We start from the raw sequence: 24,642 nt of genomic DNA, 5'->3' as shown, positions 1-24,642 counted from the left end.
GGCCCCATGGTAGTTAAAAATACCAAGCGATTTCAGTTGTTTACAAAACAACGGATGATCACATCCGTAGTTTTACTGGCGCTTGCCGGGGCCGGCGCCTACGGCTTCCTCTCTGCCGGCGCGAAGGACAAGAGCCACTCCGAAGTCTCCAGCCAGTCGCGCCGGAATGCGCAGAATTTCACGCCCACACCGTCGGAATGGGCGACGCTGACCATCGAGCCGGTCAAGAGCAAAGCCTTCAGGGCCGAATATGTCACCGAAGGCAAGGTCGCGGTCGACGAGGACCGCTCGACGCCGGTGTTCTCGCCCTATGCGGGCCGGGTGACCAAGCTGCTCGCCAAGCCGGGCGAGAGCCTGACGCAAGGTCAGCCGCTGTTCACGATCGAGGCCGCCGACACCGTGCAGGCCCAGAACGATTTCATCGCGGCGATGACGTCGCAGAACAAGGCGAAGTCGGCGGTCGATCTTGCCGACATCCAGTTCAAGCGCGCCAAGGACCTCTATGAGGGCCACGCCGTCCCGCTGAAAGACTATCAGCAGGCGGAGGCGACCCAGGTCCAGGCGCAGAACGACATGCGCTCCTCGGTGACGGCGCTGGAAGCCGCGCGCAACAAGCTGCGCATCCTCGGCTTCACCGACGAGACCATCAAGACGTTCCAGGACAAGGGCGTCATCAACCCGGAGATCACGATCTATTCGCCGATCGTCGGCACGGTCGTGCAGCGCAAGATCGGCCCCGGCCAGTACGTCAATTCCGGCGCCAGCGATCCGGTGTTCGTGATCGGCGATCTCTCCACGGTCTGGCTCACCGCCTTCGTGCGCGAGAGCGACGCCGCTTCCGTCAGCGTCGGGCAGGAGATCAGCGTCAATGTCATGGCACTGCCGGGCCGCCCGCTGACCGCCAAGATCAATTACGTCGCCACCGCGATCGATCCCAACACCCGCCGCCTCCTGGTTCGCGCCACCATCGACAACAAGGACGGCCTGCTCAAGCCGGAAATGTTCGCAAATGTCACGATCTATTCGGCCGGCGATCGCGCGGCACCTGCGGTGCCGAAGCAGGCGCTGATCTATGAAGGAGACCAGGTCCGCATCTGGGTCGCGCGCGAGGACAAATCGGTCGAGCTGCGCCAGATCAAGATCGGCCTCGTCAATGGCAACCTCGTCGAGGTGACCAGCAATCTGAAACCCGGCGAGCAGGTCGTCACCAAAGGCAGCCTGTTCATCGACCGCGCGGCGTCCGGTAGCTGATCGACGACCCAAGAAACTGCGAAGACCCGAATGGATCGTCTCGTCGCCCTTGCCGTCAGCCGGCGCTACCTGATGCTCGGCCTATTCGTCGCCGTGCTCATCGGTGGCCTGATTGCGTTCAACCAGCTCAACATCGAGGCCTATCCGGATCCGACCCCGCCGATGGTCGACATCGTGACGCAGAGCCCCGGCCTCTCGGCGGAAGAGATCGAGCGCTATATCACAATTCCGATCGAGACCCAGGTCGCAGGCCTGAAGAACCTCACGACCATCCGCACGATCTCGCTCTACGGCCTCTCCGACGTCAAGCTCCAGTTCTCCTTCGCCTACACTTATGACGAGGCATTGCAGCAGGTCTTGAACCGCCTGGCGCAGCTCGCGCCGCTGCCGGGCAACGTGCAGCCGCAGATCTCGCCGCTGAGCCCGATTGGCGAAATCTTCCGCTATCGCCTGATCGGCCCGCCGAACTACAGCGTGCTCGACCTCAAAACCATCCAGGACTGGATCCTCCAGCGCCGCTTCCGCTCCGTGCCCGGCGTGATCGACGTCACCGGATGGGGCGGCAAGAGCAAGACCTACGAGCTCCAGGTCGACTTCAACAAGCTGGTCGCCAACGGCCTGACGCTGCCGCAATTGTTGCAAGCGGTCAGCAATTCCAACGTCAATGTCGGCGGCAACACCGTCAATATCGGCCAGCAATCCGCCGTGGTGCGCGGCGTCGGCCTGATCCGCTCGATCGACGACCTCGCCAACACCATGGTGGCGCAGTCCGGTGGCAATCCGGTGCTGGTGAAGGATGTCGCGACCGTCACCGTCGGCCAGAAGCCGCGGCTCGGCATCGCCGGCCTCGACGATGCCGACGATATCGTGCAGGGCATCGTGCTGATGCGCCGCGGCGAGCAGAGCACGCCGACCATCAATCGCGTCGAGCAGCTCGTCGCTGACATCAACAACTCGTCCATCCTGCCGCCAGGCGTGCGCATCGAACGCATCTATGACCGCAAGGACCTGATCGACCTCACCACCCACACCGTGCTGCATAACATGGTCGTCGGCATTCTGCTGATCGTGCTGTTGCAGTGGATTTTCCTCGGTGACCTCCGCAGTGCGCTGATCGTCGGCGCCACGATTCCGTTCGCGCTTTTCTTCGCCGTGATCATCCTGGTGCTGCGCGGGGAATCGGCCAACCTGCTGTCGGTCGGCGCCATCGATTTCGGCTTGATCGTGGACGCCACCGTCATCATGGTGGAAGCCATCTTCCGCCGCCTGACCCAGACCACGCCGCCGGCGGAATCCGAGCAGATGTCGCCCGACACGCTGTTCGGCATGAAGAGCCATGCCATCCTTAGCGCCGCGGCCGACGTGTCGCGCTCGATCTTCTTTGCCGCCGCGATCATCATCGCGGCGTTCCTGCCGCTGTTCACGCTGTCCGGAGTCGAGGGCAATATTTTCGGACCGATGGCGCGCACCTATGCTTACGCGCTCGCCGGCGGCCTGCTTGCGACCTTCACCGTCACCCCGGCGCTGTCCGCGATCATCCTGCCCGCGCATGTCGAGGAGACCGAGACCAGGGTGATGCTGATCCTGCACCGGATCTACATGCCGGTGCTGAATTGGGCGGTCGCCAACCGCAACATCATGCTCGGCGGCGCGGTCGGCCTCGTCCTGATGACGGTTGCGCTCAGCCGGCTGCTCGGTCTCGAATTCCTGCCCAAGCTGGAAGAGGGCAATCTCTGGATCCGCGCGACGCTGCCGCCGACCATCTCGCTCCAGGAAGGCAACACCTACGTCAACGAGATGCGCAAGGTGATCCGCGCCCGGCCCGAGGTCGAATCCGTGGTGTCGCAGCATGGCCGTCCCGACGACGGCACCGACGCGGCCGGCTTCTTCAACGCCGAGTTCTTCGCGCCGCTGAAGCCCGCGAGTGAGTGGCCCGGCACGCGTGACAAGGAAGAGCTGACCGCGCAGTTGCTCAAGCAGCTCGACGACCGCTTCCCCGGCGTCGAATTCAACTTCTCGCAATATCTCCAGGACAACGTTTCCGAAGCCGTCTCCGGCGTGAAGGGCGAGAACTCGATCAAGCTGTTCGGCAGCGATCTCCAGGCGCTTACCGACACCGCCAACAAGATCAAGTCGGTGCTGGCGACCGTGCAAGGCATCACCGATCTTGCGGTGTTCACCTCGCTTGGGCAGCCGACGGTCCAGATCGACATCGACCGCGCCAAGGCCGCGCGCTACGGGCTCGCGCCCGGCGACATCAACGCGACGATCAAGGTCGCGATCGGCGGCGACACCGCCGGCGATCTCTACGAGCCCGGCTCCGACCGCCATTTCCCGATCATCGTCCGGCTCGCGCCGGAATACCGCAGGAGCGCCGAGGCGATCCAGAACTTGCGGATCGGCGCGCCCGGACCGAACGGAACCGTCACGCAGATTCCGTTGAGCGAGGTCGCCACCATCAGCCTCGTCTCGGGTGCCGCCTACATCTATCGCGAGCAGCAGGAGCGCTATTTGCCGATCAAGTTCTCGGTGCGCGAGCGCGACCTCGGCAGCGCCATCCGCGAGGCGCAGCAGAAGATCGCCGAGCAGGTGCAGTTGCCGCCCGGCTCGCACATGGAATGGGTCGGTGAGTTCGGCAATCTCCAGGACGCGATCCGCCGCCTCTCGATCGTGGTGCCGATCTCGCTGGCGCTGATCGGCATTCTGCTCTGGTTCAATTTCGGCTCGATGACCGACACACTGCTCGCCATGAGCGTCATTCCAATGGCGATCTTCGGCGGCGTGCTCGGGCTGTTGATCACCGGCACCGCGTTCAGCGTTTCGGCGGCGATCGGCTTCATCGCGCTGTTCGGCATCGCCGTGATGGACGGCATCATCATCCTGTCGCAGTTCAATCAGTTGATCGACGAGGGCATGGATCGCGTGAGCGCGGTGATACGCACCGGCGAATTGCAGCTCCGCCCGGTGCTGATGACCTGCGTCGTCGCAGGCGTCGGCCTGCTGCCGGCCGCGCTGTCGGGAGGGATCGGCTCGCAGGTGCAGAAGCCGCTCGCGGTCGTGGTCGTCACCGGCATGATGCTGGCGCCGGTCGTGATCCTGGTGACGCTGCCGGTGCTGATCTCGTTCTTCTCGCGCCGCGCGCGATAAGACCGTCAGAACCCGTAGAGCCGCGCCGGATTGTCGACCAGGATTTTCTTGCGCATGTCCGCATCCGGCGCCCACACCGGAAGCTGGTTGAGCAGGCGGCCGTCGTCGATCGGATAGAACGGCGCGATGTCGGTGGCTTTCCGTCCCTCGACATGGCTTGAATCCGGATGCGGCCAGTCGGTGCCCCAGACGATGCGGTCCGGGTTCGCCGCGATCAGCGCCCGCGCATAGGGCACCATGTCCTGATAGTCCGGGGCGAGCTTGGACGAGCGATAGGCGCCGGAAATCTTGACATAGGCCTTGCCGGATTTGACCAGTTCGATCAGGTCCGCGAAGCCCGGCTGCTCGAGCCCGAGCGAGGCTTCGAGACCGCCAAAGTGATCGAACACCGCCGGCACCGGGGCGGCCAGCACGAGGTCCTTGATCGCGGTGATCATCGGCAGCGTGGTGTAGAGCTGGACGTGGCAGCCGCGCGCCTTCATGCGCGCGACCGCTGCGCTGAAGCGAGCACGTCCGACATCGGGATCGCTGATGCCGCCGGTCGCGAGATTGATCCGGATGCCGCGAAAACCTTCCTGCTGCATCGTATCGAGCTGGGCTTCGGTGGTCTTGTCGTCGATCACGGCCACCCCGCGCGCGCTCGTGCCGCGGGCCTTCATGCCGAACAGGGTGGAGGAATTGTCGGTGCCATAGACGCTCGGCGTCACGATGACCACGCGCTCGATATGCAGCGCCTTGTGCAGCGCGGCCATCTCCTCGGGAGAGGCGGGCCCGGGCGTGTAAACGCGCCCTGCGAAGAACGGGAATCTCTCGGGATCGCCGTGGATATGGGTGTGGCAGTCGCAGGCATAGGCCGGAACGTCGAAATTGACCGGCGTCGCGGGCTGCGACGCGCGGGCGTTGGCTCTGTTGGTCATGGCTACTCCGGCGGCAAGGGAGGCAAGCAGAACGCCGCGCCGATTGAGCATGGTTTCTCTCCCTGCTTTTGTTTTGGAAGCGGGCAGCGCGAGAGTATCACATCAGCCGGACAGCTGCTGTGCGTCACTGCATAGCTGCTCGACAAGCTCCGCAAGCGGGCGTGAGCCGTCGACGCGCACGACCGGGCAGGGCAGGCCCGCGAGCCACGCTTCATGTTTTGCGAAACTGCGGCCTTCGCGATCGCCGGCTTCGTAGTGCGAGGCCCATTCGATGAACGACTCAGTCTCATGATGTCGCCAGCCGCCCGGCGCGACGGCATCGGCGCCGAAATGCGTGGCCTCGCGGGCGCGCAGACGCCTCAACCGGATTTCACGCGGCGTGGTCACGTAGATGACGAGATCGAACAACGGGATGAGCTCGTCACCCCAGCCGGTCACGGTCCCGCTCAGCACCCAGTCGGGGCGCGGCAGGAAGATCTCGCGCATGAGACGCAGCCGATCTGCGGCTGGGCGTGTGGTCTGATAGGGCGGCGCGGTCGGCAGCCAGAAATAATCGTCGCTGTCGTGATGCGGCAGCGCAAGTCGGCCGGCGAGCGCACGACCGAGCGACGTCACGCCGGAGCCTGACGCGCCCATCAGATGAATGCGGCGACTTTTCATGTCGTATCCAGAGACTGCCTGATCCGGTTTGGCGCTGACAGCGATCACGACGTTGCACGCGCCGAGCTCCCTCACGCGGCGCGGCGGCGCTTTGAGATCCGTCCGCTGGTCGCGGGTTGGGCTGACAATGTCAGGCCCAACGCTCCGAGAATGCGCATCACCGTGCCGAACTCGGGATTGCCGGTTTCCCCGAGTGCTTTGTACAAGCTTTCGCGGTTCAAGCCGGCTTTCTTTGCGATCGCGCTCATGCCGCGCGCACGTGCGACGAGCCCAAGCGCGTCACGCACGAAATCTGCGTCGCCGGTTTCTAGCGCGGCCGCGATATAGGCGGCCTGACGCTCTTCGGTGTTGAGATAGTCGGCGGCGTCGAAGCGCGTCGTCTTGGATGCCGCTTTGACTGTCGTTTTTGTTGCCCTTGGCATCACAATGTCTCCGCTAGTTGCTGGGCTAGCTTGATGTCTTGTCGCTGCGTGCGCTTGTCGCCGCCACTTAGCAGGATCACAACCTGCGCTCCACGCTGCACATAGTAGATCCGGTAGCCCGGGCCGTAGTCGATGCGCATTTCCCGGACGTTCCGGCCAACGCTTTTGCTGTCGCCAGGATTGCCCATCTCCATGCGGCGAATGCGGACAGTGATCCGGGCAGCAGCACTCGCGTCCTTGAGGCGGTTCAGCCACTCCGAAAACTGCTCGGTTTGCCTCACCTCGATCATGAGGCGACAACTGTAGTCCATGGGCTACAGAATGTCAAAGAACTCCAAACCGGCGCAAGCGGCCGGCGGGCGGTGCAGCGAGCTTGGAGGCGGTGCTTCGCGGACGACTACTGCCCAGACGGCGTGCGCAGGCCGTGCCAGGCGTCGCGGACCTGATGGTAGTGCACCTCTGGCAGATAGTCCGGCGTGTTCAGGCTGAGCGTCTTGACGTCGAGATGGCCGACTGCGCTGAGCAGCGTGTAGGAGGCGATGACGCGGTCGCGGCTGGCGCCGATCAGGCGGGCCTTGGCCTGGATCAGATCGGCCTGCGAGTTCAGCACGTCGACCGTCGTGCGTTGTCCGCCGGCGGCTTCGCGCTGTACGCCCTGGAGCGCGACCGTCGCCGCCTTCACCTCGGACTCCGAGGCCGAAACCGCGATCTTGGCGCCTTCATTGGCCACCCATGCGCTGATGGCCGCCGTGCGCGCCTGGTTGCGCACCTGGTCGAGTACGAGCCGGCTCTGCGCCGTGACTTCCTTGGCCTGGCGGGTTTGCGAGGCGGCCTGGCCGCCGTCATAGATCGGAACGGTGACGTTGGCGACGATCGAGGCCTGGTCTTCGGCGAAGGTGCCGAGCGTCGGGTCGTTGTTGCGGCTCTTGCTGGCGCTGCCCTGGACGCTGGCGCTCGGCAGCAGCGCGCCTTCGGCAACGCGGATGTTGGTGGAGGCGACGTCGACGTCGAAGCCCGCGGCCATCACGGCCGGGTGTTCGCGGATCGCCATGGTCATCGCATCCTCGCGGCTGCGCGGCAGGTAGCGGTCCACCACCTCGGCGGCCCGAAGCGCCGAGGGTGCATTGCCGATCACCTGGGCGTAGGTCGCCTGGCTCACCGCAAGCGCGACTTCGGCGGCGTTGAGATCGGCAAGGCCCCGACTGAGGCGCGCTTCGGCCTGGGCGGTATCGGTCGGCGTGACGTCGCCGGCATTGAGGCGGCGCTGGGTGACGGACAGCGTCTCGCGCAGGAAGGCGACGTTGGAGCGCTGGGCCTCGACCAGGGACTGGTTGGCGAGCACGTTGGTGTAAGCGGTGACCGCATCGAGCAGCACACCCTGACCGACATTGCGCAGCGCCTCGCGGCCCGACTGCACCTGGAGTTCCGCAGCCCGCACGCTGTTGGCGGTCCTGAAACCGTTGAACAGCGTCTGCGTCACGGTGACGCCGATGACCCACGGCTTCAGATTCGCAGTCTGGATGGTGTTATCCGGCAGCAAATTGCGCACCGCTTGCAGTCCGGCGCTGAGGCTCGCCACGATCTGCGGCCGGTAGCCGGCCAGTGCCTGCGGTACGTTCTCGTCGGTAGCGCGCTGCCGCGCACGCTCGGCATTGAGCTGTGGATTGGTTTGGTAGGCCTTGGCCAGAGCTTCGGGCAGGGCCTCCGCCCAAGCCGCGGTGGGCAGTGCGCAGCAAAACGCCAGCGTCGTCCATGCCGCGAGGACAGGACCCACGCCCGATCGACGTCGCGTCGTCACGCGACCAGCTCTGGCGGTACGCCCAATCATGTAATCCCGCAAAATCCCGGCTGTCCGCCCCCGCCGACGGCGCCTCTTACCTGTTTAACCAGCGCCGGTCCCGCAGGCAAACTGCCGCGGGCGAAACCCCCATGAAATCCGTGCTTGTTGCAGGTGCGTCACACACCAACCCCTTCCCAAATGCGCTATAGAATCGCGCAGTCCCATTCTGTCAGGTGCCTGTCATGCGGTCCGGACCCCACGGATGATGCCGAAACTCTTCTCCGACCCCGATGCGCTTGCGGAGGAGATCATTCGCGACGTCGGCCGCGATCTGGTGGTCGGTCTCCCACTTGGCCTTGGCAAGGCCAATCATGTCGTCAACGCCCTCTTTGCGCGGGCCTGCGCCGATCCTGACATCAAGCTGACACTGCTCTCGGCGCTGACATTGGAAAAGCCGAGACCCACTGGCCTGATTGAGCATCGCTTCATCACGCCCGTGATCGAGCGGCTGTTCGGCTTGTATCCCGATCTAGCCTACGCCAGTGCGCTGCGCGAGGGCCGGCTGCCATCCAACATCAACGTCGTCGAATTTTTCTTTCTAGCGGGACGCTGGCTGCACGTGCCGGTCGCGCAGCAGAACTATATCTCGGCCAATTATACCCACGCGGCCGGTTACCTGCTGGCGCGCGGCCTCAACGTGGTGACGCAACTGGTGGCGAAACGCGTCGTTGACGGTGCGCCGCGCTACAGCCTGTCCTGCAACACGGACACGACGCTGGACGTATTGCGCGAGCGGCGCGCCGGACGTGCGTCGTTCAAGCTCATAGCACAGGTGAATTCCGAGCTACCGTTCATGCCGGGCGCGGGCGATCTTCCGGCCGACGAGTTCAGCGCGGTGCTGGAGAGTGCGGCGACGGACTTCCCCCTGTTCGCGCCACCGTCGGAGCCGATCTCCGACGCCAAATACGCCATCGGCCTGAACGCGGCATCGCTGGTCCGCGACGGCGGCACGCTCCAGATCGGCATCGGGCAGATCGGCGACGCACTGGCGCAGGGCCTGATCCTGCGCCATCGCGACAGCGGAGCTTTTCATGACGTCATAACCCGGCTGTCACCGGCGCGACCGGCTGTGGCGCAGGAAGCCGGCAGCTTCGAGACCGGCCTCTATGGCGTCAGCGAGATGCTGACAGAGGCGTTCATCGGCCTGATCGACGCCGGTATTCTCAGACGCGCCGTCGACGGTGTGGTGCTGCACGGCGCCTTCTTTCTCGGTCCAAGATCCTTCTATCGCGCGTTGCGCGAGATGCCGCCGGACCAGATCGCGCGGATCCAGATGATGCCGGTGTCGTTCACCAACGAGCTCTATGGCGAGGAGGAGCAAAAGCGCCTTGCCCGGGTCGATGCTCGCTTCATCAACAACACGATGATGGCGACGCTGCTGGGCGCGGCTGTCTCCGATGGCCTCGACGACGGGCAGGTGGTGAGCGGCGTCGGCGGGCAGTACAATTTTGTGGCGCAGGCTTTCGCGCTTAAGGGGGCGCGATCGGTCCTGACGCTCGAGGCGACGCGGCAAGCCGGCCGAGAGCTGAAATCCAACATCCTCTGGCGCTACGGGCACGAGACCATCCCGCGGCATCTGCGTGATGTCCTGGTCACCGAGTATGGCGTTGCCGATCTCAGGGGACAGTCGGATGCCGACGTGATCGCGAGCATGCTGACGATTGCGGATTCACGCTTCCAGGACGAGTTGGCGCGGGTCGCGAAGGACGCTGGCAAATTGCCGCGCGGCTATGAGATCCCGTCCGCTCACCGCGACAACCATCCCGAGCGAATCGCGGCTGCGCTCAAGCCTGCGCGCGACGCCGGGCTGCTGCCGCGGTTTCCGTTCGGCTGCGATTTCACCGAGGTCGAGCAACGCCTCATCCCGGCGCTGGAGATTCTGCAAGGCGCACAACGATCGCCGCGGGCGCTCGCAGGCTTGCTGTGGCAGGGGCTGATACGAACGCCCGACACTGCCGACGCGGCCTGCCTCGCACGACTCGGCCTCGATCAGCCCAAGACCTGGAGCGAGCGCTTCTATCGCGCGTTGGTCAGCGCGGCCCTCGCGCAGAGCCGCAGCTAAGTGTCGTCCCGGCCGAGTGCGCAATTGCGCACTCGGCCGGGACGACCGAAGAGAACCCTACCGGTTCTTGTTCACCGGCTTGCGCTTCTCGATGAAGGCGGCCATGCCCTCGGAGCGGTCTTCGAGCGCGAAGGTCGCGTGAAACAGGTTGCGCTCGACGCTCATGCCCTCGGCGAGGGTGGTTTCGAAAGCGCGGTTGACCGCCTCCTTGGCCATTGCGGCCGCGGGCTGCGACATCGCGGCGATTTTCTCGGCCGCCGCCATCACCTCGTCCATCAGCTTGTCGGCCGGCACGATGCGGCTGACCAGGCCGCTTCGCTCGGCTTCGGCTGCATCCATCATGCGGCCGGTGAGGCAGAGATCCATCGCCTTGGACTTGCCGATCGCGCGGGTCAGGCGCTGGGTGCCGCCGATGCCGGGGATGGTGCCGAGCGTGATCTCGGGCTGACCGAATTTGGCGGTGTCGGCAGCGATGATGAAATCGCACATCATCGCGAGCTCGCAGCCGCCGCCGAGCGCATAGCCCGCGACCGCGGCAATGGTCGGCTTGCGGCAGCGCGCGACCCGGTCGCCGCCGATCGCGGCAAAATCCTCGGAAAACATGTCGATAAAGCCTTTCGGCTGCATCTCCTTGATATCAGCGCCGGCCGCGAAGGCCTTCTCGCTGCCGGTCACGACGATGCAGCCGATGGCGTCATCGGCCTCGAGATCGTCGACGGCGGCCGCGATCTCGCGGAAAACCCCGAAGGAGAGCGCGTTGAGCAGCTTCGGCCGGTTCAGCTTGATGATGCCGACCGCGCCTTTGCTCTCGACGATGATGTGTTCGAACGTGCTCATGCTCCACCCACGCTTTTGATTGAGCGGGCAATTTGCCCGCTGGCGCGGTGGGCTTCAAGGGGGCCGGGGCGCCGGAGATATGCGCGCCCCGGGACCTGTCAGGCCATGAACATGCGCGCGGCAGAGGCCAACGTCAGCAGCGTGCCGACGCCGATGAAGATCTTGCCGATCAGGGAGCTCTGGTCCCAGGCCGAGTTCGGCTGGCTGCTCGCCATCACCGGCGCCGGACGCGGCTGTGCGTCGGTTGCGGCGATCACCGCTTTCTGCGCGGACGGGTTGTCCTGTTGCAGGGCGCGATCGATATCGTTGAGCTGGTCGGGCGGGACGACTTGGTTCTCGGCGCCCGGGGCGGCGGCGGTATTATCGGCGGCTGCCTGGACATTGTCGTTGGCGCGGCCCGTCATCGCGGAGGCTGCGGCCGAAGTCGGCGTGTCGGCGGTGGCGAGCTGCGCATTGGCGTTGGCCACGTCCGGCGGCATCTGGCTCGAGATCGGGACGTCATTGCCGGCCTTGGCCTCGTCGGTCTGCGGTGCGGCGTCCTTCTTGTCCGCTTTGTCGTCGGAGGATTTCTGCGCCGTCTTGGTGCCGGTGTGGCGGTGAGACGTGTGGCGCCGCTGGCTCGACTTGTCCGCTTCGGCCTGCTTGCTCGTGCTGTCCGGTTTCGAGCTTGCGCTCGAGCTCGGCGCGGCCTGTGCGGCGCCTCCGAGCAGCAGGAATAGTCCGGCCAGAACAATCGATGCCGCGCGCCCGCTGGCTTTCATCATGTTGACGATCTCCCCAATTCACCCATCCCGAAGCGAACAGAGACCCCGGCGCATGACGACAACGGGGCAAAAAATGGGAATCTTCGGGCTAGACCGGGCAAAAACGCGGCAAACCCGATCGCCGACCGGCAGCCGGGTGCAGCGCGCACCGATCGGTGTTATGAGCCCCACTCGGGTTTTTGCGGCCGCATGGGATGCCGGGCCTGCCGTGATCACGATCTCGTGATCACGGCAGGTGCCGGCGTAACAAACTGAAAGAGCGGCCGAATTGCATGATGAGGGCGCGCGTGCGCGGACGTGAGGACGAATGGACCGGCCTGATGCGGTCGGCCATGGCAGGCGATGATGCGGCGTATCATCGCTTGTTGAAGGCGGTCACGCCGGTGCTGCGCGCCGCCGCGAGGCGGGGTCTGGCGCGGGCCGGGCAGCCTCCCGATCAAGCCGAGGATATCGTGCAGGAGATTTTGTTGGCGGTGCATCTGAAGCGGCACACCTGGGACAGCGAAGCGCCCTTCGCGCCGTGGTTGTTCGCGATCGGCCGCAACAAGCTGATCGATGCGCTCAGGCGGCGCGGCAGGCGCGTTTTCGTCAATATCGACGATTTCGCCGAAACGCTGCCGGGCGAGACTCCGCAGGAGACGGCCTCTGCGGGCGAAGTTGCAGCGCAGCTTAACGCCCTGCCGCAGCGCCAGCGCGACGTGTTGCAGTCGATCGCGGTCGACAGCAGTTCGATCAAGGATACGGCGTCGAAGTTTTCGATGAGCGAAGGTGCGGTGCGGGTCGCGCTGCATCGGGGGCTTGCGGCCCTCACGGCCAAACTACGGGACCACTAGTCATGGATACCGACCAACTCATCCGCACGCTTGCGGCCGACAACCCTCACCGCGCCCCCCGCGTCGGCGCGATGTTGACCTTGGCGCTCCTGGTGGCGGCACCCTTGTCGATCCTGATCTTCGCGACCTTCCTCGGCGTGCGGCCCGACGTCATGAGCGCCATGCACAACCCGTTCTTCGACATGAAGTTCGCCGTGACGCTGTCGCTTGCGATCCCCGCCATCATCATCAGCCTGCATCTGTCGCGGCCGGAAGCCTTGATGCGCGGCTGGGGCTGGCTCCTGCTGCTCCCCGTCGGGCTGCTTGCGGTCGCGATCGGCAGCGAGGCGATGATGGCGCCGGCCATGCCAATGACGATGCGGCTCGTGGGCAAGAACTCGCGGTGGTGCCTGTCGGCGATCCCGGCGATGTCGCTGCCGCTGCTCGCGGGCGCGCTGTTCGGCCTCCGCCACGGCGCGCCGTCGCGGCCCGCTCTCGCCGGTGCGCTCGCCGGCCTGTTGTCGGCCGGGCTCGCCGCGACCCTCTACGCCTCGCATTGCACGGACGATTCGCCGTTGTTCGTCGCCACCTGGTACACGATCGCGACCGCGATCGTGACGGCGATCGGCGCTGCGGTCGGCTCCAGGGTGTTGCGGTACTAGGCCGCCGGCGTCGCACCGTGCTGCATGCGGTGGAAGCGCAGCACCTGTTGTGCGGTCGAGCTGCGCAGGGCTTCATAGGCGTCGCGCACCGTCAGCATGTCCGTATGCGAGCCGCCGGAGAGCTTTTCACGCATCGCGATGATCGCGCGCACGCTCGACCACGACATGCCGGCGACCTTGGCGAGGATCATGACGCCCTCGGTGCGGCTCTCGATCATCATGTTCTCCGCCACCTCGACCGAGACGCCTGCGAGCGCCGCGAGCCCCGCATTGGTCTCGTCGAACTTGCCCTGTTCGGCGAACGTCGCGACCTGGAATTCGTTGAGGCGTCCGTCGTTATAAAGCGATTTCACCAGGGCGCGCGCCATCTCGGTCTGCCTGGTCATGTTGGCGGCGCGGATCCGCTGGGCCGCCTCCTGGACCGCGCTCGATACCTCCTCAGCGAGCTCCGGATGGGCGGCTTCGAGCTTCTTGCGCACGCTCGACGAGGCCTTCGCGACCAGCTTCAGATAGTGATGACGCGGCAGGTCGGGGCGCAGGCCGATGCAGGTGGCAAGGTCGTCGTCGCGCTCGGCGCGGGTGACGAGATCGATGAGGGTTCCTTCCGAGAGCTGTGCGCCCGGATTTGCAGCCGTCGATTGCACCACCTCGCCGTTGCCGCGCGTGACCAATACGTCCGTCAGCGCTTCCGAAAGCACCCGCCGCTGTGAGATCGCTTTGAGATGCGCCTGGCTCTTGCTGCGCGCGATCTCGATCAGGGTGGTCTCGTCCAGCCGCTCCGACTTCGACAGCACGGGGCCTGCGACCTCGATGAAATCGTCAAGCGCGAGCGTGCGGATAATCTGGGGCGGCGCGGCTCCGATCGATGCAAGCCGCTCGGCGAGCAGAGCCCTTGCCGAGGTCTCGATCTGCACGATCAGGCACTGAAAGACGTCGTCGAACACTTTGGTGTGCTCGTCGGAATAATCCACCGCGTTGTTGATGAAGAGATCGGTGACGCGGCGCAGCGTTTCGACCCGGCGCGCAACGGTGCCGTGCGAGAGCGCGGCCTGCAATTCGTCGAGCAGATTCTCGGTTGTCACGGCGGATCTGGATGTCATAGCCCTGTCCTGGAGCGTTCGGTCCGGCCGCAGCTTCTGGCGCGCCGACAGCAAATGGATTGATCAATTCGTGGCAATGCGGTTGCGCCCAAGCGCCTTGGCGGAATAGAGCGCGCTGTCGGCGCGCGCGAGAAACGTGTCGGCAGTATCGTTGTCGCGCAGCGTCACGACCCCGGCGGAAATGGTCACGCGCAAGCCGAGGGAGAAGGCGCTCCAGTCGAGCTCGGCGACGATGCCGCGCAGGCGTTCGAGCATGCGCGATGCGGCGTCGCCTTGAGTGCCGGGTAGCAGCAGCAAAAACTCTTCGCCGCCGTAGCGGCCGAAACGGTCGTCGGGACGGATATTGGCGAAGATGGTGATGGCGAAGGTGCGCAGCACCTCGTCGCCGACGGGATGGCCGTGAGCGTCGTTGATGCGCTTGAACCAGTCGAGGTCGATCAGCGCGATGGCGCACGGCGCCGCCGCCTGCCGGGAGTGTTCGATCTCGGCGTCGAGAAGCCGCATGATACAGCCCCGGTTGTAGGTGCCGGTCAGCTCGTCGAGCTCGGCGAGCTCCTCGATGCGCCGATAGGCTTCCTTCAGCTCGATGCTGCGCTGGTACAGGATCTTGCGCAACGTGGCGCCGAACAGGCCGAGGAAGGCGCACTGGCCGATCACCAGCGCGAAGCACAGCATCGAGGCGGTGCGCTGGAGCCTGGTCGCGACGGGCATGCCGATCGGCAGGTCGGAGGCGAGGAATACGGCCGCGAGCGCGCTGGTCGCGATCGCGCAAGTGAGCATTGCCTGGGTCGAGGTCATGCGCAGCGTGCCGAACGCGAAGATCAGGAACAGCACGCTGATGAAGGCAATCCCGATCGTCGGCACCGAGACCAGGAATATGAATTGCAGCGCCATATGCGCCGAGATCTGGAATACGGTGAGATAGTGGTCTTTGTGCCTGTCACCGACGCCAGCCTCCGACATCACGACGAAGATGCCGATGATCAGGAGGCCGCCGACCCAGAACAGCGACGGAACGTTCATGTGAACGGCACCGTCATAGGCGTAGAGCAGCAGCACAGAAGCGCCGAGCGAATAGCTCACGACCTGGCCGAGATACATCTGGCGGCGCTGCCGGATCCGGCGCGCCACCACCTGCGGCGCCGCCGCCTCGTGCATCAGAACGAGATCCGCGGCTTCAGCGGCATTCCTCTCCGGAAATGACGTCGCGGCCGTGCTCATGGTCCCGCCAATGGTGGATGTCAGCGGAAAAAATCTACGTGGCAAGCCTTTAGGTTTGGTATCCTTTCGCACCGAATCCCCCGGTGGGCGGCGCGGGTGAGGGCTTTGCGCGGCGCGGAATTTTGCGGCCAGTTAGGTATCGCGGCCGATATGGCGGACCAAACCCGGCTTCGTGCGACATAAGCTGCACAGGGCTGTGTTATGGATCGGCATCGATCGGGCCATTTGCGCCCGCCAACGAGACCCGCAGGAAAATGGCATCCGCAGGAAAGTGTTCCGTATTATGTTACCGTTCTGGAACGAGGCGGCTGGTCGCCGGGTGGGACAAGGAAAATGCGCGTATGTGGGGTAGATCACACAGATCCCCGTATGAGTGCGGTAGCTTGAAGAATTTCGCGCGTGCCGTCGAACCGTCCGCCGCGTCGCCCCGACCTACTTTGCGAGACGGCCTTTGAGCGTGACACAGGCGGCTACGGACGAGGTCCTGATCGCCAGGATCGCCCAAGGCGACCGGCTCGCCATGCAGGTGCTGTACGGGCGGCACCATGTCAGGGTGTATCGCTTCGGCCTCAGGCTCGTTCGCAACGAGCAGGCGGCGGAAGACCTCATCAGCGAGGTGTTTCTCGACGTTTGGCGCCAAGCCGGCAAGTTCGAGGGCCGATCCGCCGTTTCCACCTGGCTGCTGGCAATCACCCGATTCAAGGCCCTGTCTGCGCTTCGGCGCAGGAAGGATTTTGAGTTGGACGACGAGGCCGCCAATGCGATCGAGGATTCGTCCGACAATCCAGAAACGGCGGTGCAGAAGAAGGATACCAGTGAAGCGTTGCGGGAGTGTCTGACGGGCCTCTCGCCGGACCATCGGGAAATCATCGATCTGGTCTACTACCACGAGAAGTCCGTGGAAGAGGTGGCCGAAATCGTTGGCATACCCGAGAACACTGTGAAGACGCGCTTGTTCTATGCGCGCAAGAAATTGGCCGAACTGCTGAAGGCAGCCGGCATTGAGCGAGGCTGGCCATGATGGCATTGAGCAAGAAGATGCTGGAGCGAGAGCCCAGTGAGATCGAGATGCTGCTGCCGTGGCACGCCGCCGGTACGCTGAACGCGCGCGATGCCCGCCGCGTCGAGGAAGCGCTCGCCAGCGATCCGGAGCTTGCCAGACAGTATGCCGCCATCCGCGGCGAGTACGAAGAGACCATCCATCTGAACGAGAGCTTGGGCGCTCCCTCGGCGCGCGCGATGCAAAAACTGTTCGCGGCGATCGATGCCGAGCCTGCGCGGGCCACCGGCTCGCTGCCGCTGTCGGCCCGCATCTCCAGCTTTTTCGCGAGCCTGTCGCCGCGCACGCTGGCCTGGTCGGCGAGCCTTGGCGCCATCGCGCTCCTGCTCCAGGCGGGCATCATCGGCGCAGTGCTGATGAAGACGCAGACCGCGACGTTCCAGACCGCCTCGCTCTCGACCAGCGCGCCGATCACGCGCGAGCTTGGGGCGACCGCCGCGCCTGCGCGGGCGCTGGTGCGCTTCACGCCGGAGGCGCGCGTTGCCGACGTCACCTCGCTGCTCGACAGCTACCAGGCCTCGATCATTGGCGATGCCAAGGGCGGCATGTTCCGCCTCCAGTTCGACAGGGCGATGAGCCGGGACGAGCTCGCCACGCTGCTCGGCAAGATGCAGCGCGAGAAGTTCGTCAACCTCGCCGTAGCGGCGCCTTGAACGCGCCGCTAAACCGATGACGCGCAAGTCCGAGAATGGGGTAAGAGCCGCGGCCTATGCTTCCTCGGCCGGAGCGGCGCTCCTGCTCGCCGCCTGTCTCGGTATCGAGGTCGCGCACGCCCAGGCGATCATGCGCACGCCCACGATCAGTGTTCCCTCCCGCATTCCGACCGTCTCTCCGAGTGTCGGCGCGCGCGTCAGCCCCGGCGTAGCCGCCAGGGTCAGTCCCGGCGTAGCCACCAGGGTCGGCCCCGGCGTGGCCGCGAGGGTCGGCGGCGGCGACCACGGTCCTCACCTGATCACCACCGCCCCACGGATCTCGGCGCGAATGGCGCCCATCTCCGTGCTGCCCTACGCCCACTACTCGCCGAACCTCTATCCGACTTGCAGCGCGGCCTATCGTGGTGCCGACGGCGAATGTCTTGGGCAGGCGAACGCGGATGGCGACGGCTCCGGCAAATCGGCCGGGAAGAGCGCCGGCAGCGGACGTCGCAATACCACGGCGGTCGCCGCAAATCTGCGCAGCTTCGCCAATGAATTGGTGGCCGAGATCGACAGCGCATTGTCGCCGACGGAAGCCGACGAGCTTGCGCGCCGGCACGGCCTTGCGCGCATTGCATCCGAGAATGTCCCGCTGATCGGAGCCACGATCGGCCTGTTCCGCATCACCGACGGCCGGCCCTACGAGACGGTTCGGCGCGAATTTGCCGCCGACGGCAGCGTACGCTCGGTCCAGCAAAACTTCCGTTACGTGCTCCAGGACCAGAAGTCGACGGTGCCGACCGAGGGCGATCCCGCGCAATACGCGCTGGGAAAGCTGCGCCTGCCGCAGGCGCACACCCTGGCGCACGGCGCCAATGTCACCGTCGCGGTGATTGATTCCGGGATCGACGGCAAACATCCCGAGCTCGCCGATTCTATCGCCGACAATTTCGACGCGCTCGGCAGCACCGAGGGTCCGCACATCCACGGTACCGGCATTGCGGGCGCCATCGTCGCGCATGCCCGGCTGATGGGCAGCGCGCCCGAGGCGCGCATCATCGCCATCCGCGCCTTCGGCGGCACCACCGGCGTCGCCGAGAGCTCGTCCTATGTCATCCTGCGCTCACTGAACTACGCCGCCGAGCACGGGGCGCAGATCGTCAATATGAGCTTTGCCGGCCCCAGGGACGCCGTGATCGAGCGCGCCATCGCTGCGACCGCCGCGCGGGGCCTGGTGCTGGTCGCGGCCGCCGGCAATGCCGGCGCGAAATCGCCGCCGCTCTATCCCGCAGCCAATCCCAACGTGATCGCGGTCAGCGCGACCGACCAGCAGGACAAGCTGTTCACCGCCTCCAACCGCGGCAATTACGTTGCGCTGGCCGCGCCCGGCGTCGACATCTTCCTGCCGGCGCCGGACGGCAAATACCAGATGACCTCGGGGACCTCGTTCTCGGCGGCCTATGTCTCCGGCGTCGCTGCGCTGCTGCTTGAGCGCGACTACGCGCTGAAGCCGGAAGCGCTGCGGATGACGCTGGCGAAGACCGCGCGCGATCTCGGTTCACCCGGGCGTGACGATCTCTTCGGCGACGGCGAGGCCGATGCGTTTGCCGCCGTCATGGCCGTTCCGGCCGACAGCGCGACGCCGGTTGCGGCTGCGTCCGGTACAACAAAACGTGAAGATGTCGACAAGCGTCGCGACGAGCCCGGCATCCGCGCAATCGACCAACCCTCGTTGTCGAGTGCAGGCGATAAATCCGCGATTTCTCAGGCGGATAGGCCGGCGACGCGATAGCGCCTGCGGCAAACTTGCACGCGACGCGAAGCTCAAAAAATCCGACGCCGCGTTGAACGTTCAACCCTCTGCCAACGACCTAAATATGTGGGAGCGGTCATCCCTCCCCATCAGTCATATTAGGCGCGAGCGCCCATCCACCCCAAGCGCCCATATGGCTCGACCCGTCCGGTTGTCCCCCCGGACGGGTCTTTTCTTTTGGGGTGTCTCATTTCTTGAAGTACGTGCGAAATCAGCTTGCGGTCGAGACATCGCCGCTGGCGCATGGCCGCTCGGCCGTGCTGCCGCAGGCGCGCTATGCTTGTGCGAAGCTTGACTCCAAAACCCCTTGAAACTCCGCACGACTACGGTGATCGACGATGAAATCGGTGTCGTTGCTGGACAAGTCAAAACTTTTCCACAAAATATTCATGTCGCGTCTAAATTGATTCGTGCGCGTTGCGTCCCCGCGTCCGTATTTTTCTCCTCACGGGCTGGTTCATGACACATCGCCAAGAATTTGGTCGCGCCGCGGCTTGCGACCCTGACATTGCGGCGCGCTGGTGCGCGCTCGCCGAACAGCGGCTGGAACATCTCTCCGAGATGTTCGAGACCGGCCGTTGGCGCCGCTATCACTCGGAGCTCGCATTCCTTGAAAACATCCAGGAGGCCAAGCGCGCGGTTCAGACCTGGCGCGCACTTGCGAATGGTGGGGACGTCGCTGCGGCTGCCGCGAGCGTAACCTCCACATTCGGGTGGTCGCCAGCGACCATGCCGCGCGTGTTTCCGCGCGAGCAGGCCCAGACCGTGCAGCCGAAGTCCGTGCACATCGCGCCCGAGACCTCCGTTCCGGTCAGGCTCGAGCCGGAGCCGGACGTGCTGGCCGAAATCGTCGAGGCGCCGATAGCGCCGGTCGCCCCGACCGCTCCGATAGTGCCTGCGGCTCTGACCGCGCCGGTGGCGTCGATCGCGTCGTTCTTGCAAACCTTCACGCGGCCGGCCGATGAAACCGTCCCGGCCCCCGAGCGCACGGTCGAATTCACCTTCAGCCTCGACGGCATCGAGGCGAAGTACCCACTGCTGCGGAATACATTCTGACGCGCGGGCGGGGCGTCCCGCCTACTGCCGCACCGCATTCCCGCCGACCACCACCTGCGCGAACTTCTGCGCGCCGTCGGCTGACAGATCGGCGGTCACGGCACGCGCATGGTTCAGCCCGACCACGGCCCCACGGGGGGTTTCCGAGATCATGTTGTTGTTGACGAGCGCAGTCCCCGCGCCAGGCACGACCGAGACGCCGACGCCGGCGAGCGCCTTGCGGATCACATTGCCTGAGATCACGACGTCGCGCAGGTATTTGCCCCAGCCGGCGACGATGCCGTAGGACGGCGCGTTCTCGATCACATTGCCGGTCACCGAGCTATCCGCCTCGATGTAGATGCCGATACCGGCATCGTCATCCGGCGCGGTGCCGATCGGCCGCTTCGGGATCAGATTGCGGATGATGTTGCCCTGGACCACCGCGATGCGGCCGCCTTCGTTGAAATTGCAGACGGAGACGCCGACGGCGGCGCCATCCACGATGTTGTTGGCGATCACCGCGGCCTCGAATGAAAACTCGGAATAGAGCGCGACCTCGCGCACGTCGCTCACACTGTTGCCGGTGATGTGGATGTTGGAGGCCGAATTGCCGCGCACCGCGGAATAATCGCAATTCCGGATGCGATTGCCGCGCACGATCACATTGCCGGCGCGGAATGCGTTGATCGCATTGCCATACTGGCCGGAGCCGCCGGGGCCGGCCTTGATGTCCTCGATGCGGTTGTCGACGACCAGCGTGCCGTCATCGCCGATGGCGGTGCGCAGGATCTCGATGCCGTTGTCGTTGGTGCCTGCAATGGTATTGCGCGCGACGCTGAGGCCCCTGGCGTCGAACGAGACCACCGCCGACACCGCGATGTTGGCGAAAATGTTGCCGGAGATGTCGCCGGACACCTGCTCGAGCCAGATGCCGCTGCCGCCGGATCCCGTGATCTCGCAATCGGTGATGCGGACGTCGCGGCCTCCGAGCACATGGATCAGCCCGCGCCGCGTCGGCAGCGGAATGCCGCTCCCGTCGAAGCTGATGCCTGTGAGGCCGACCGCATCGGAGCTCTCGCTCTGGATCGCCGAGGCGCCGCCGGTGAAAATCAACTTGGTGGCACCGCGCACGCCGATCAGTTGCGCGCCGTTGGCAAGACGCAGCAATCCGCTGCGGTAGACCCCCGGCGGCAGGGCCAGCGGCATCCCCGCCCGCGCGGCCTCGTCGATGGCGCGCTGGAGCACGCGGGTCTGATCCTCGCTGCTGCCGGGCCGTACGCCATATTGGGTCGCATCGCGACCAAGCAGCGATGTCAGCGGCGCTGCGCGTGCGGCGTCGGCCGGCATGGCCAGCGCACCGGCAATGCCTGCAGTCGAAGCTCCGATGAGATGACGACGATTGAGGTTCATGACGCGTCCTTGCGCGGACGCGGGCCGTGTCCGCGATGGATTAGGTAGCGCAGCGCGGCCGGTGCGGTGAGGATTGTTCGCGGTAGGGTTAAATGTTTACCGCAAAGACGGTGCTGTAGGGTGGGAGAGCGAAAGCGTGCCCACCACTTTCACCGCAGATCGGATCGAGATGGTGGGCACGCCGCAAGTGCGCCTTTGCCACGCTAAGAGGCTTGCGCGTTCCTCGCCTTCCGCGCCAATTGCACCATCTCCATCAGCATGGCTTCGCCAGCGTCCACGAGTTCCTCCAGCGTGATCCGGGCTGCGCCCTTGCGCCGGACCGCGCCGCTTCGCGCAAGCAGCGGAATGTGAATGAACGCCGCCAGCTGCGGTCTGCCGCTCCTCACGTTCTCGATCGCGCGCCAGCTCAGATAATTGCAGAGATAGGCTCCCGCATCGCGAGAGGGGCGCGCATCGGCGCCGGTGAGGCGCGCGGCGCGCAGCAGGCGCGCGGTGTGCGGGCCGAACATCATCGCATCCGCATCGGTGGCGATGCCGCGCTTGCTCGCGCGGGTGTTGGCGGCGTCGGGCCAGAGCATGGTGACGGCATTGCGCGCGCGGGTCTCGATGCGCAGGTAGGAGGTCCGCGCCGCGAGGCCGAACATCAGCAGCGCGTCCGGCTTCTGCGCAGCCAGCACCTCCGGCAATTGCCGATCGACCGCGGCATAGGTCACCGGAAAGATGTGGCTCGCGATCTCGACGTCGTGCAATGCCGGGCGGCGCAGCCGTGCCAGCCGCGCGACCAGTGGCTGCGTCGGATTATGCGGCGCGCCCGGAAACGGTCCGAAGCCGGTGAGGAGAACGCGGAGTTTGTCGCTCATTGCAGCAACTCCATGATCTGCTCGGCAGCAAGCGCCGGTGTGAGATGGCCGTCGGCGACTTCGGCCTCGATCTTCCGGACCTTGGTCCGGACCGGGGCCTCGCTGCGCAGCCGTGAAAGCATGCGGCTCTCCAGCATCGACCACATCCATTTCACCTGCTGCTCGCGCCGGCGCGCCGCGAACTCGCCGGACGCGTTCATCGCGGTGCGGTGATCGAGGATCTTTTGCCAGAGCTTTGTGATGCCGTCGCCCGTCAGCGCCGAATAGGTCTCGACCGGCGGATGCCAGTGCTCGGAGCGCGGCGTCAGGATATGCAGCGCCCCGCGATAATCGGCGGCGGTGATGTTGGCGCGCTTGAGATTGTCGCCGTCGGCCTTGTTGATCGCAATCATGTCGGCGAGCTCGACCAGGCCCTTCTTGATGCCTTGCAGCTCGTCGCCGCCACCCGGCAGCATCAGCGCCAGGAAGAAATCGGTCATGTCGCTGACCGCTGTTTCGGATTGGCCGATGCCGACAGTCTCGACCAGCACGACGTCGAAACCGGCGGCCTCGCACAGCAGCATCGCCTCGCGCGTCTTCGCGGCGACACCGCCAAGCGTACCGGAGGCCGGCGAGGGGCGGATGAAGGCCTCGTCGGATGCCGAGAGCCGCGCCATCCGCGTCTTGTCGCCGAGGATCGAGCCGCCGCTGCGCGCCGAGGACGGATCGACGGCGAGCACGGCGACCTTGTGACCGCGTTCAATGAGATACATGCCGAGCGCGTCGATGGTGGTGGATTTGCCGACGCCGGGTGAGCCGGTAATGCCGACGCGAACCGCCCTGCCGGTCTCGGGCAACAGCATCTGCACCAGTTCGCGCGCGAGCGCCTGGTGATCGCCGCGCCGGCTTTCGACCAGCGTAATGGCCCGCGCCAGCGCCGCGCGGCTGCCGCCACGGAGGTCGCGGGCGAGGGATTTGACGTCCAGGGAAGCCTTCTTCTCAACCATGCCCTGCTTTACAACGGCCGAGGGAAGCAGGCGAGGGCCCTCAGCTCAAAGCCTGTTGCCGCAGGTCGCGCGCCCAAGGATGAGCCGTCAAATCAGGCCTTCCGATTCAAGCCGCCTAGTTCAAGCCCTCTGATTCAAGCCTTGGCAAAACCGGCAGCCTTCATGGCCTGCCCCATCTGAGCATCGGCCTGGTCCATGAAGGTTGCGAACTGGCTGGCATCGCGCCAAACGGTGCCGAAGCCGCGGCTGGTCATGAACTCTTTGAAGGCGTGGGAGTCGTACACCTTTTTCAAGGCCGCGCTCAGCCGGGTGGCGACCGCCGGGGCCAGGCCTCTCGGCGCGCCGATGCCGCGCCACGAGCTGGTGGAATAGTCGACGCCGAGCGCCTCTTTCAGCGTCGGGACGTCCGGGAAGATTGGATTACGTTGGGGCGCCATGATCGCGAGGCTCCGCGCCTGACCGGCCTCGATCGTGGCCCGCGCCTCCGGCACCGAGCAGGTGGTGAGATCGAGGCTGCCGGCGGCGAGATCCTGCATGGCCGGTGCTGCGCCATTCGACGCCGACCACGAGACCTGGTTCGCCGGCAATCCCATCGCGCGCATCCAGCCCACGAGCGCGAGATGCCAGATGCCGCCTTGCCCCGTGCCCGATGCCTTGAACTTTCCCGGGGGCGCCGCCCTGATGGCGTCCATCAGCTCCCGCAGCGTCTTGTATGGCGAGGAGGTGGAAACCTGGATGCCAGGCGGGTCTTCGTTCATCAGCGCCAGCGCCGTGAAGTTCCGCGGCGTCAGATGGGTCAGGGCCTGCCAATGCAGCATCGAGATTTCGACGGTCAGCATGCCGATCGTGTAGCCGTCGGGCGGCGCGGTCGCGATCTCGGCATGACCAACGACGCCGGAGCCGCCGGTGCGGTTGACCACGTTGAAGGGCTGGCCGAGTTCCTGTTCCAGGAGCGTTGCGACGATGTGCGCGGTCGCATCTGTTCCGCCGCCGGCGCCCCAAGGCACGATCAAGCTCACCGGCCGCGCCGGATAGACTTGCGCGCTCGCTGGGTTGAGAAGAGCTGAAGCGGCCATGGCCACAGTAGAGGCCGCAAAGCTGCGGCGCGTGATTCCTGACATGGATGTTCCCGGCGGCGCCCTCGG

At 65.4% G+C, this 24,642-nt stretch carries 22 protein-coding genes; 9 read left to right on the top strand and 13 right to left on the bottom strand.

All coding sequences use genetic code 11. The features are described from left to right. Window positions 1-6 precede the first annotated feature (6 nt). Window positions 7-1,251, top strand: a complete 1,245-nt coding sequence (locus AC0L2O_RS24350; protein ID WP_473371482.1) for an efflux RND transporter periplasmic adaptor subunit — start codon at window positions 7-9, stop codon at window positions 1,249-1,251. A gap of 30 nt (window positions 1,252-1,281) precedes the next feature. Next, window positions 1,282-4,398, top strand: coding sequence for an efflux RND transporter permease subunit (locus AC0L2O_RS24345; RefSeq protein ID WP_473371481.1), 3,117 nt, complete (start codon window positions 1,282-1,284; stop codon window positions 4,396-4,398). A gap of 5 nt (window positions 4,399-4,403) precedes the next feature. Here AC0L2O_RS24345 and AC0L2O_RS24340 read toward each other — a convergent pair whose 3' ends face one another. From AC0L2O_RS24340 to AC0L2O_RS24320, 5 genes are all read right to left on the bottom strand, one after another. Then, the gene (locus AC0L2O_RS24340) at window positions 4,404-5,366 is read right to left on the bottom strand and encodes an amidohydrolase family protein (protein ID WP_473371480.1); all 963 of its coding nucleotides are present in this window, start codon (window positions 5,364-5,366) and stop codon (window positions 4,404-4,406) included. A 51-nt stretch (window positions 5,367-5,417) separates the two neighbouring features. Next, window positions 5,418-5,975, bottom strand: a complete 558-nt coding sequence (locus tag AC0L2O_RS24335; protein WP_473371479.1) for a P-loop NTPase family protein — start codon at window positions 5,973-5,975, stop codon at window positions 5,418-5,420. Between the two features lie 71 nt (window positions 5,976-6,046). Further along, window positions 6,047-6,397, bottom strand: coding sequence for an addiction module antidote protein (locus AC0L2O_RS24330; protein WP_369725212.1), 351 nt, complete (start codon window positions 6,395-6,397; stop codon window positions 6,047-6,049). After that, window positions 6,397-6,687, bottom strand: a complete 291-nt coding sequence (locus AC0L2O_RS24325; RefSeq protein WP_369725211.1) for a type II toxin-antitoxin system RelE/ParE family toxin — start codon at window positions 6,685-6,687, stop codon at window positions 6,397-6,399. Before AC0L2O_RS24325 ends, AC0L2O_RS24330 begins: the two co-directional genes overlap by 1 nt. Window positions 6,688-6,794: 107 nt before the next feature. Next, complete coding sequence (locus tag AC0L2O_RS24320) at window positions 6,795-8,225, bottom strand: TolC family outer membrane protein (RefSeq protein WP_473371478.1); 1,431 nt, start codon at window positions 8,223-8,225, stop codon at window positions 6,795-6,797. 217 nt (window positions 8,226-8,442) lie between these two features. Between AC0L2O_RS24320 and AC0L2O_RS24315 the strand changes: the two genes are divergently transcribed. Continuing rightward, on the top strand, window positions 8,443-10,299 hold the full coding sequence (locus AC0L2O_RS24315) for an acetyl-CoA hydrolase/transferase C-terminal domain-containing protein (RefSeq protein WP_473371517.1): 1,857 nt from the start codon (window positions 8,443-8,445) through the stop codon (window positions 10,297-10,299). A 57-nt stretch (window positions 10,300-10,356) separates the two neighbouring features. Here the strand turns inward: AC0L2O_RS24315 and AC0L2O_RS24310 are convergent, their stop codons facing one another. Together AC0L2O_RS24310 and AC0L2O_RS24305 are read right to left on the bottom strand one after the other, a co-directional pair. After that, on the bottom strand, window positions 10,357-11,136 hold the full coding sequence (locus tag AC0L2O_RS24310; RefSeq protein WP_369725207.1) for an enoyl-CoA hydratase: 780 nt from the start codon (window positions 11,134-11,136) through the stop codon (window positions 10,357-10,359). Between the two features lie 98 nt (window positions 11,137-11,234). Beyond that, window positions 11,235-11,900 carry a hypothetical protein gene (locus tag AC0L2O_RS24305; RefSeq protein ID WP_473371477.1) on the bottom strand — a complete coding sequence of 222 codons (666 nt, stop codon included), beginning with the start codon at window positions 11,898-11,900 and terminating at the stop codon, window positions 11,235-11,237. Window positions 11,901-12,187: 287 nt separating this feature from the next. On the opposite strand from AC0L2O_RS24305, the gene AC0L2O_RS24300 reads away from it, so the two are divergent. Next, the gene (locus AC0L2O_RS24300) at window positions 12,188-12,733 is read left to right on the top strand and encodes a sigma-70 family RNA polymerase sigma factor (protein ID WP_473371476.1); all 546 of its coding nucleotides are present in this window, start codon (window positions 12,188-12,190) and stop codon (window positions 12,731-12,733) included. Window positions 12,734-12,735: 2 nt separating this feature from the next. Then, window positions 12,736-13,374 (top strand): NrsF family protein, encoded by a 639-nt coding sequence (locus tag AC0L2O_RS24295; protein WP_409189498.1) that lies wholly within the window; start codon window positions 12,736-12,738, stop codon window positions 13,372-13,374. Here the strand turns inward: AC0L2O_RS24295 and AC0L2O_RS24290 are convergent. Both AC0L2O_RS24290 and AC0L2O_RS24285 read right to left on the bottom strand, forming a co-directional pair. After that, complete coding sequence (locus tag AC0L2O_RS24290) at window positions 13,371-14,474, bottom strand: DUF2336 domain-containing protein (RefSeq protein WP_369725201.1); 1,104 nt, start codon at window positions 14,472-14,474, stop codon at window positions 13,371-13,373. The genes AC0L2O_RS24295 and AC0L2O_RS24290 overlap by 4 nt on opposite strands. Window positions 14,475-14,537: 63 nt before the next feature. Next, window positions 14,538-15,695, bottom strand: a complete 1,158-nt coding sequence (locus AC0L2O_RS24285; RefSeq protein WP_473371475.1) for a GGDEF domain-containing protein — start codon at window positions 15,693-15,695, stop codon at window positions 14,538-14,540. Window positions 15,696-16,146: 451 nt separating this feature from the next. On the opposite strand from AC0L2O_RS24285, the gene AC0L2O_RS24280 reads away from it, so the two are divergent. The 4 genes from AC0L2O_RS24280 to AC0L2O_RS24265 all read left to right on the top strand — a co-directional run bounded on the left by AC0L2O_RS24280 (window position 16,147) and on the right by AC0L2O_RS24265 (window position 20,259). Beyond that, window positions 16,147-16,716, top strand: coding sequence for a sigma-70 family RNA polymerase sigma factor (locus tag AC0L2O_RS24280; protein WP_369725197.1), 570 nt, complete (start codon window positions 16,147-16,149; stop codon window positions 16,714-16,716). After that, complete coding sequence (locus AC0L2O_RS24275) at window positions 16,713-17,408, top strand: hypothetical protein (protein ID WP_473371474.1); 696 nt, start codon at window positions 16,713-16,715, stop codon at window positions 17,406-17,408. Before AC0L2O_RS24280 ends, AC0L2O_RS24275 begins: the two co-directional genes overlap by 4 nt. A gap of 16 nt (window positions 17,409-17,424) precedes the next feature. Continuing rightward, on the top strand, window positions 17,425-19,182 hold the full coding sequence (locus AC0L2O_RS24270) for a S8 family serine peptidase (RefSeq protein WP_473371473.1): 1,758 nt from the start codon (window positions 17,425-17,427) through the stop codon (window positions 19,180-19,182). A gap of 480 nt (window positions 19,183-19,662) precedes the next feature. After that, the gene (locus AC0L2O_RS24265) at window positions 19,663-20,259 is read left to right on the top strand and encodes a TIGR03809 family protein (RefSeq protein WP_473371472.1); all 597 of its coding nucleotides are present in this window, start codon (window positions 19,663-19,665) and stop codon (window positions 20,257-20,259) included. Window positions 20,260-20,280: 21 nt separating this feature from the next. On the opposite strand, the gene AC0L2O_RS24260 is transcribed toward AC0L2O_RS24265, so the two are convergent. From AC0L2O_RS24260 to AC0L2O_RS24245, 4 genes are all read right to left on the bottom strand, one after another. Then, window positions 20,281-21,651, bottom strand: coding sequence for a TIGR03808 family TAT-translocated repetitive protein (locus tag AC0L2O_RS24260; protein ID WP_473371471.1), 1,371 nt, complete (start codon window positions 21,649-21,651; stop codon window positions 20,281-20,283). Window positions 21,652-21,854: 203 nt separating this feature from the next. Beyond that, window positions 21,855-22,511: a pyroglutamyl-peptidase I gene (locus tag AC0L2O_RS24255; protein WP_473371470.1), complete on the bottom strand. Its 657-nt coding sequence runs from the start codon at window positions 22,509-22,511 to the stop codon at window positions 21,855-21,857. Beyond that, window positions 22,508-23,497, bottom strand: coding sequence for a methylmalonyl Co-A mutase-associated GTPase MeaB (gene meaB, locus AC0L2O_RS24250; protein WP_473371469.1), 990 nt, complete (start codon window positions 23,495-23,497; stop codon window positions 22,508-22,510). Before meaB ends, AC0L2O_RS24255 begins: the two co-directional genes overlap by 4 nt. Before the next feature lie 134 nt (window positions 23,498-23,631). After that, window positions 23,632-24,618, bottom strand: a complete 987-nt coding sequence (locus AC0L2O_RS24245) for a Bug family tripartite tricarboxylate transporter substrate binding protein (protein WP_473371468.1) — start codon at window positions 24,616-24,618, stop codon at window positions 23,632-23,634. Window positions 24,619-24,642 lie beyond the last annotated feature (24 nt).

Source organism: Bradyrhizobium sp. Kon10 (assembly GCF_055807395.1).
This window is presented reverse-complemented; position numbering and strand designations above follow the sequence as displayed.

Bases quoted from the DNA above. Each gene is read 5' to 3' on its own strand.
- AC0L2O_RS24265 (WP_473371472.1), top strand. From the start codon at position 19,663: ATGACACATCGCCAAGAATTTGGTCGCGCCGCGGCTTGCGACCCTGAC.
- AC0L2O_RS24255 (WP_473371470.1), bottom strand. From the start codon at position 22,511: ATGAGCGACAAACTCCGCGTTCTCCTCACCGGCTTCGGACCGTTTCCG.
- AC0L2O_RS24330 (WP_369725212.1), bottom strand. From the start codon at position 6,397: ATGCCAAGGGCAACAAAAACGACAGTCAAAGCGGCATCCAAGACGACG.
- AC0L2O_RS24315 (WP_473371517.1), top strand. From the start codon at position 8,443: ATGCCGAAACTCTTCTCCGACCCCGATGCGCTTGCGGAGGAGATCATT.
- AC0L2O_RS24310 (WP_369725207.1), bottom strand. From the start codon at position 11,136: ATGAGCACGTTCGAACACATCATCGTCGAGAGCAAAGGCGCGGTCGGC.
- AC0L2O_RS24345 (WP_473371481.1), top strand. From the start codon at position 1,282: ATGGATCGTCTCGTCGCCCTTGCCGTCAGCCGGCGCTACCTGATGCTC.
- AC0L2O_RS24290 (WP_369725201.1), bottom strand. From the start codon at position 14,474: ATGACATCCAGATCCGCCGTGACAACCGAGAATCTGCTCGACGAATTG.
- AC0L2O_RS24320 (WP_473371478.1), bottom strand. From the start codon at position 8,225: ATGATTGGGCGTACCGCCAGAGCTGGTCGCGTGACGACGCGACGTCGA.
- AC0L2O_RS24275 (WP_473371474.1), top strand. From the start codon at position 16,713: ATGATGGCATTGAGCAAGAAGATGCTGGAGCGAGAGCCCAGTGAGATC.
- AC0L2O_RS24325 (WP_369725211.1), bottom strand. From the start codon at position 6,687: ATGATCGAGGTGAGGCAAACCGAGCAGTTTTCGGAGTGGCTGAACCGC.
- meaB (WP_473371469.1), bottom strand. From the start codon at position 23,497: ATGGTTGAGAAGAAGGCTTCCCTGGACGTCAAATCCCTCGCCCGCGAC.
- AC0L2O_RS24335 (WP_473371479.1), bottom strand. From the start codon at position 5,975: ATGAAAAGTCGCCGCATTCATCTGATGGGCGCGTCAGGCTCCGGCGTG.
- AC0L2O_RS24285 (WP_473371475.1), bottom strand. From the start codon at position 15,695: ATGAGCACGGCCGCGACGTCATTTCCGGAGAGGAATGCCGCTGAAGCC.
- AC0L2O_RS24350 (WP_473371482.1), top strand. From the start codon at position 7: ATGGTAGTTAAAAATACCAAGCGATTTCAGTTGTTTACAAAACAACGG.
- AC0L2O_RS24305 (WP_473371477.1), bottom strand. From the start codon at position 11,900: ATGATGAAAGCCAGCGGGCGCGCGGCATCGATTGTTCTGGCCGGACTA.
- AC0L2O_RS24270 (WP_473371473.1), top strand. From the start codon at position 17,425: ATGACGCGCAAGTCCGAGAATGGGGTAAGAGCCGCGGCCTATGCTTCC.
- AC0L2O_RS24260 (WP_473371471.1), bottom strand. From the start codon at position 21,651: ATGAACCTCAATCGTCGTCATCTCATCGGAGCTTCGACTGCAGGCATT.
- AC0L2O_RS24340 (WP_473371480.1), bottom strand. From the start codon at position 5,366: ATGCTCAATCGGCGCGGCGTTCTGCTTGCCTCCCTTGCCGCCGGAGTA.
- AC0L2O_RS24245 (WP_473371468.1), bottom strand. From the start codon at position 24,618: ATGTCAGGAATCACGCGCCGCAGCTTTGCGGCCTCTACTGTGGCCATG.
- AC0L2O_RS24295 (WP_409189498.1), top strand. From the start codon at position 12,736: ATGGATACCGACCAACTCATCCGCACGCTTGCGGCCGACAACCCTCAC.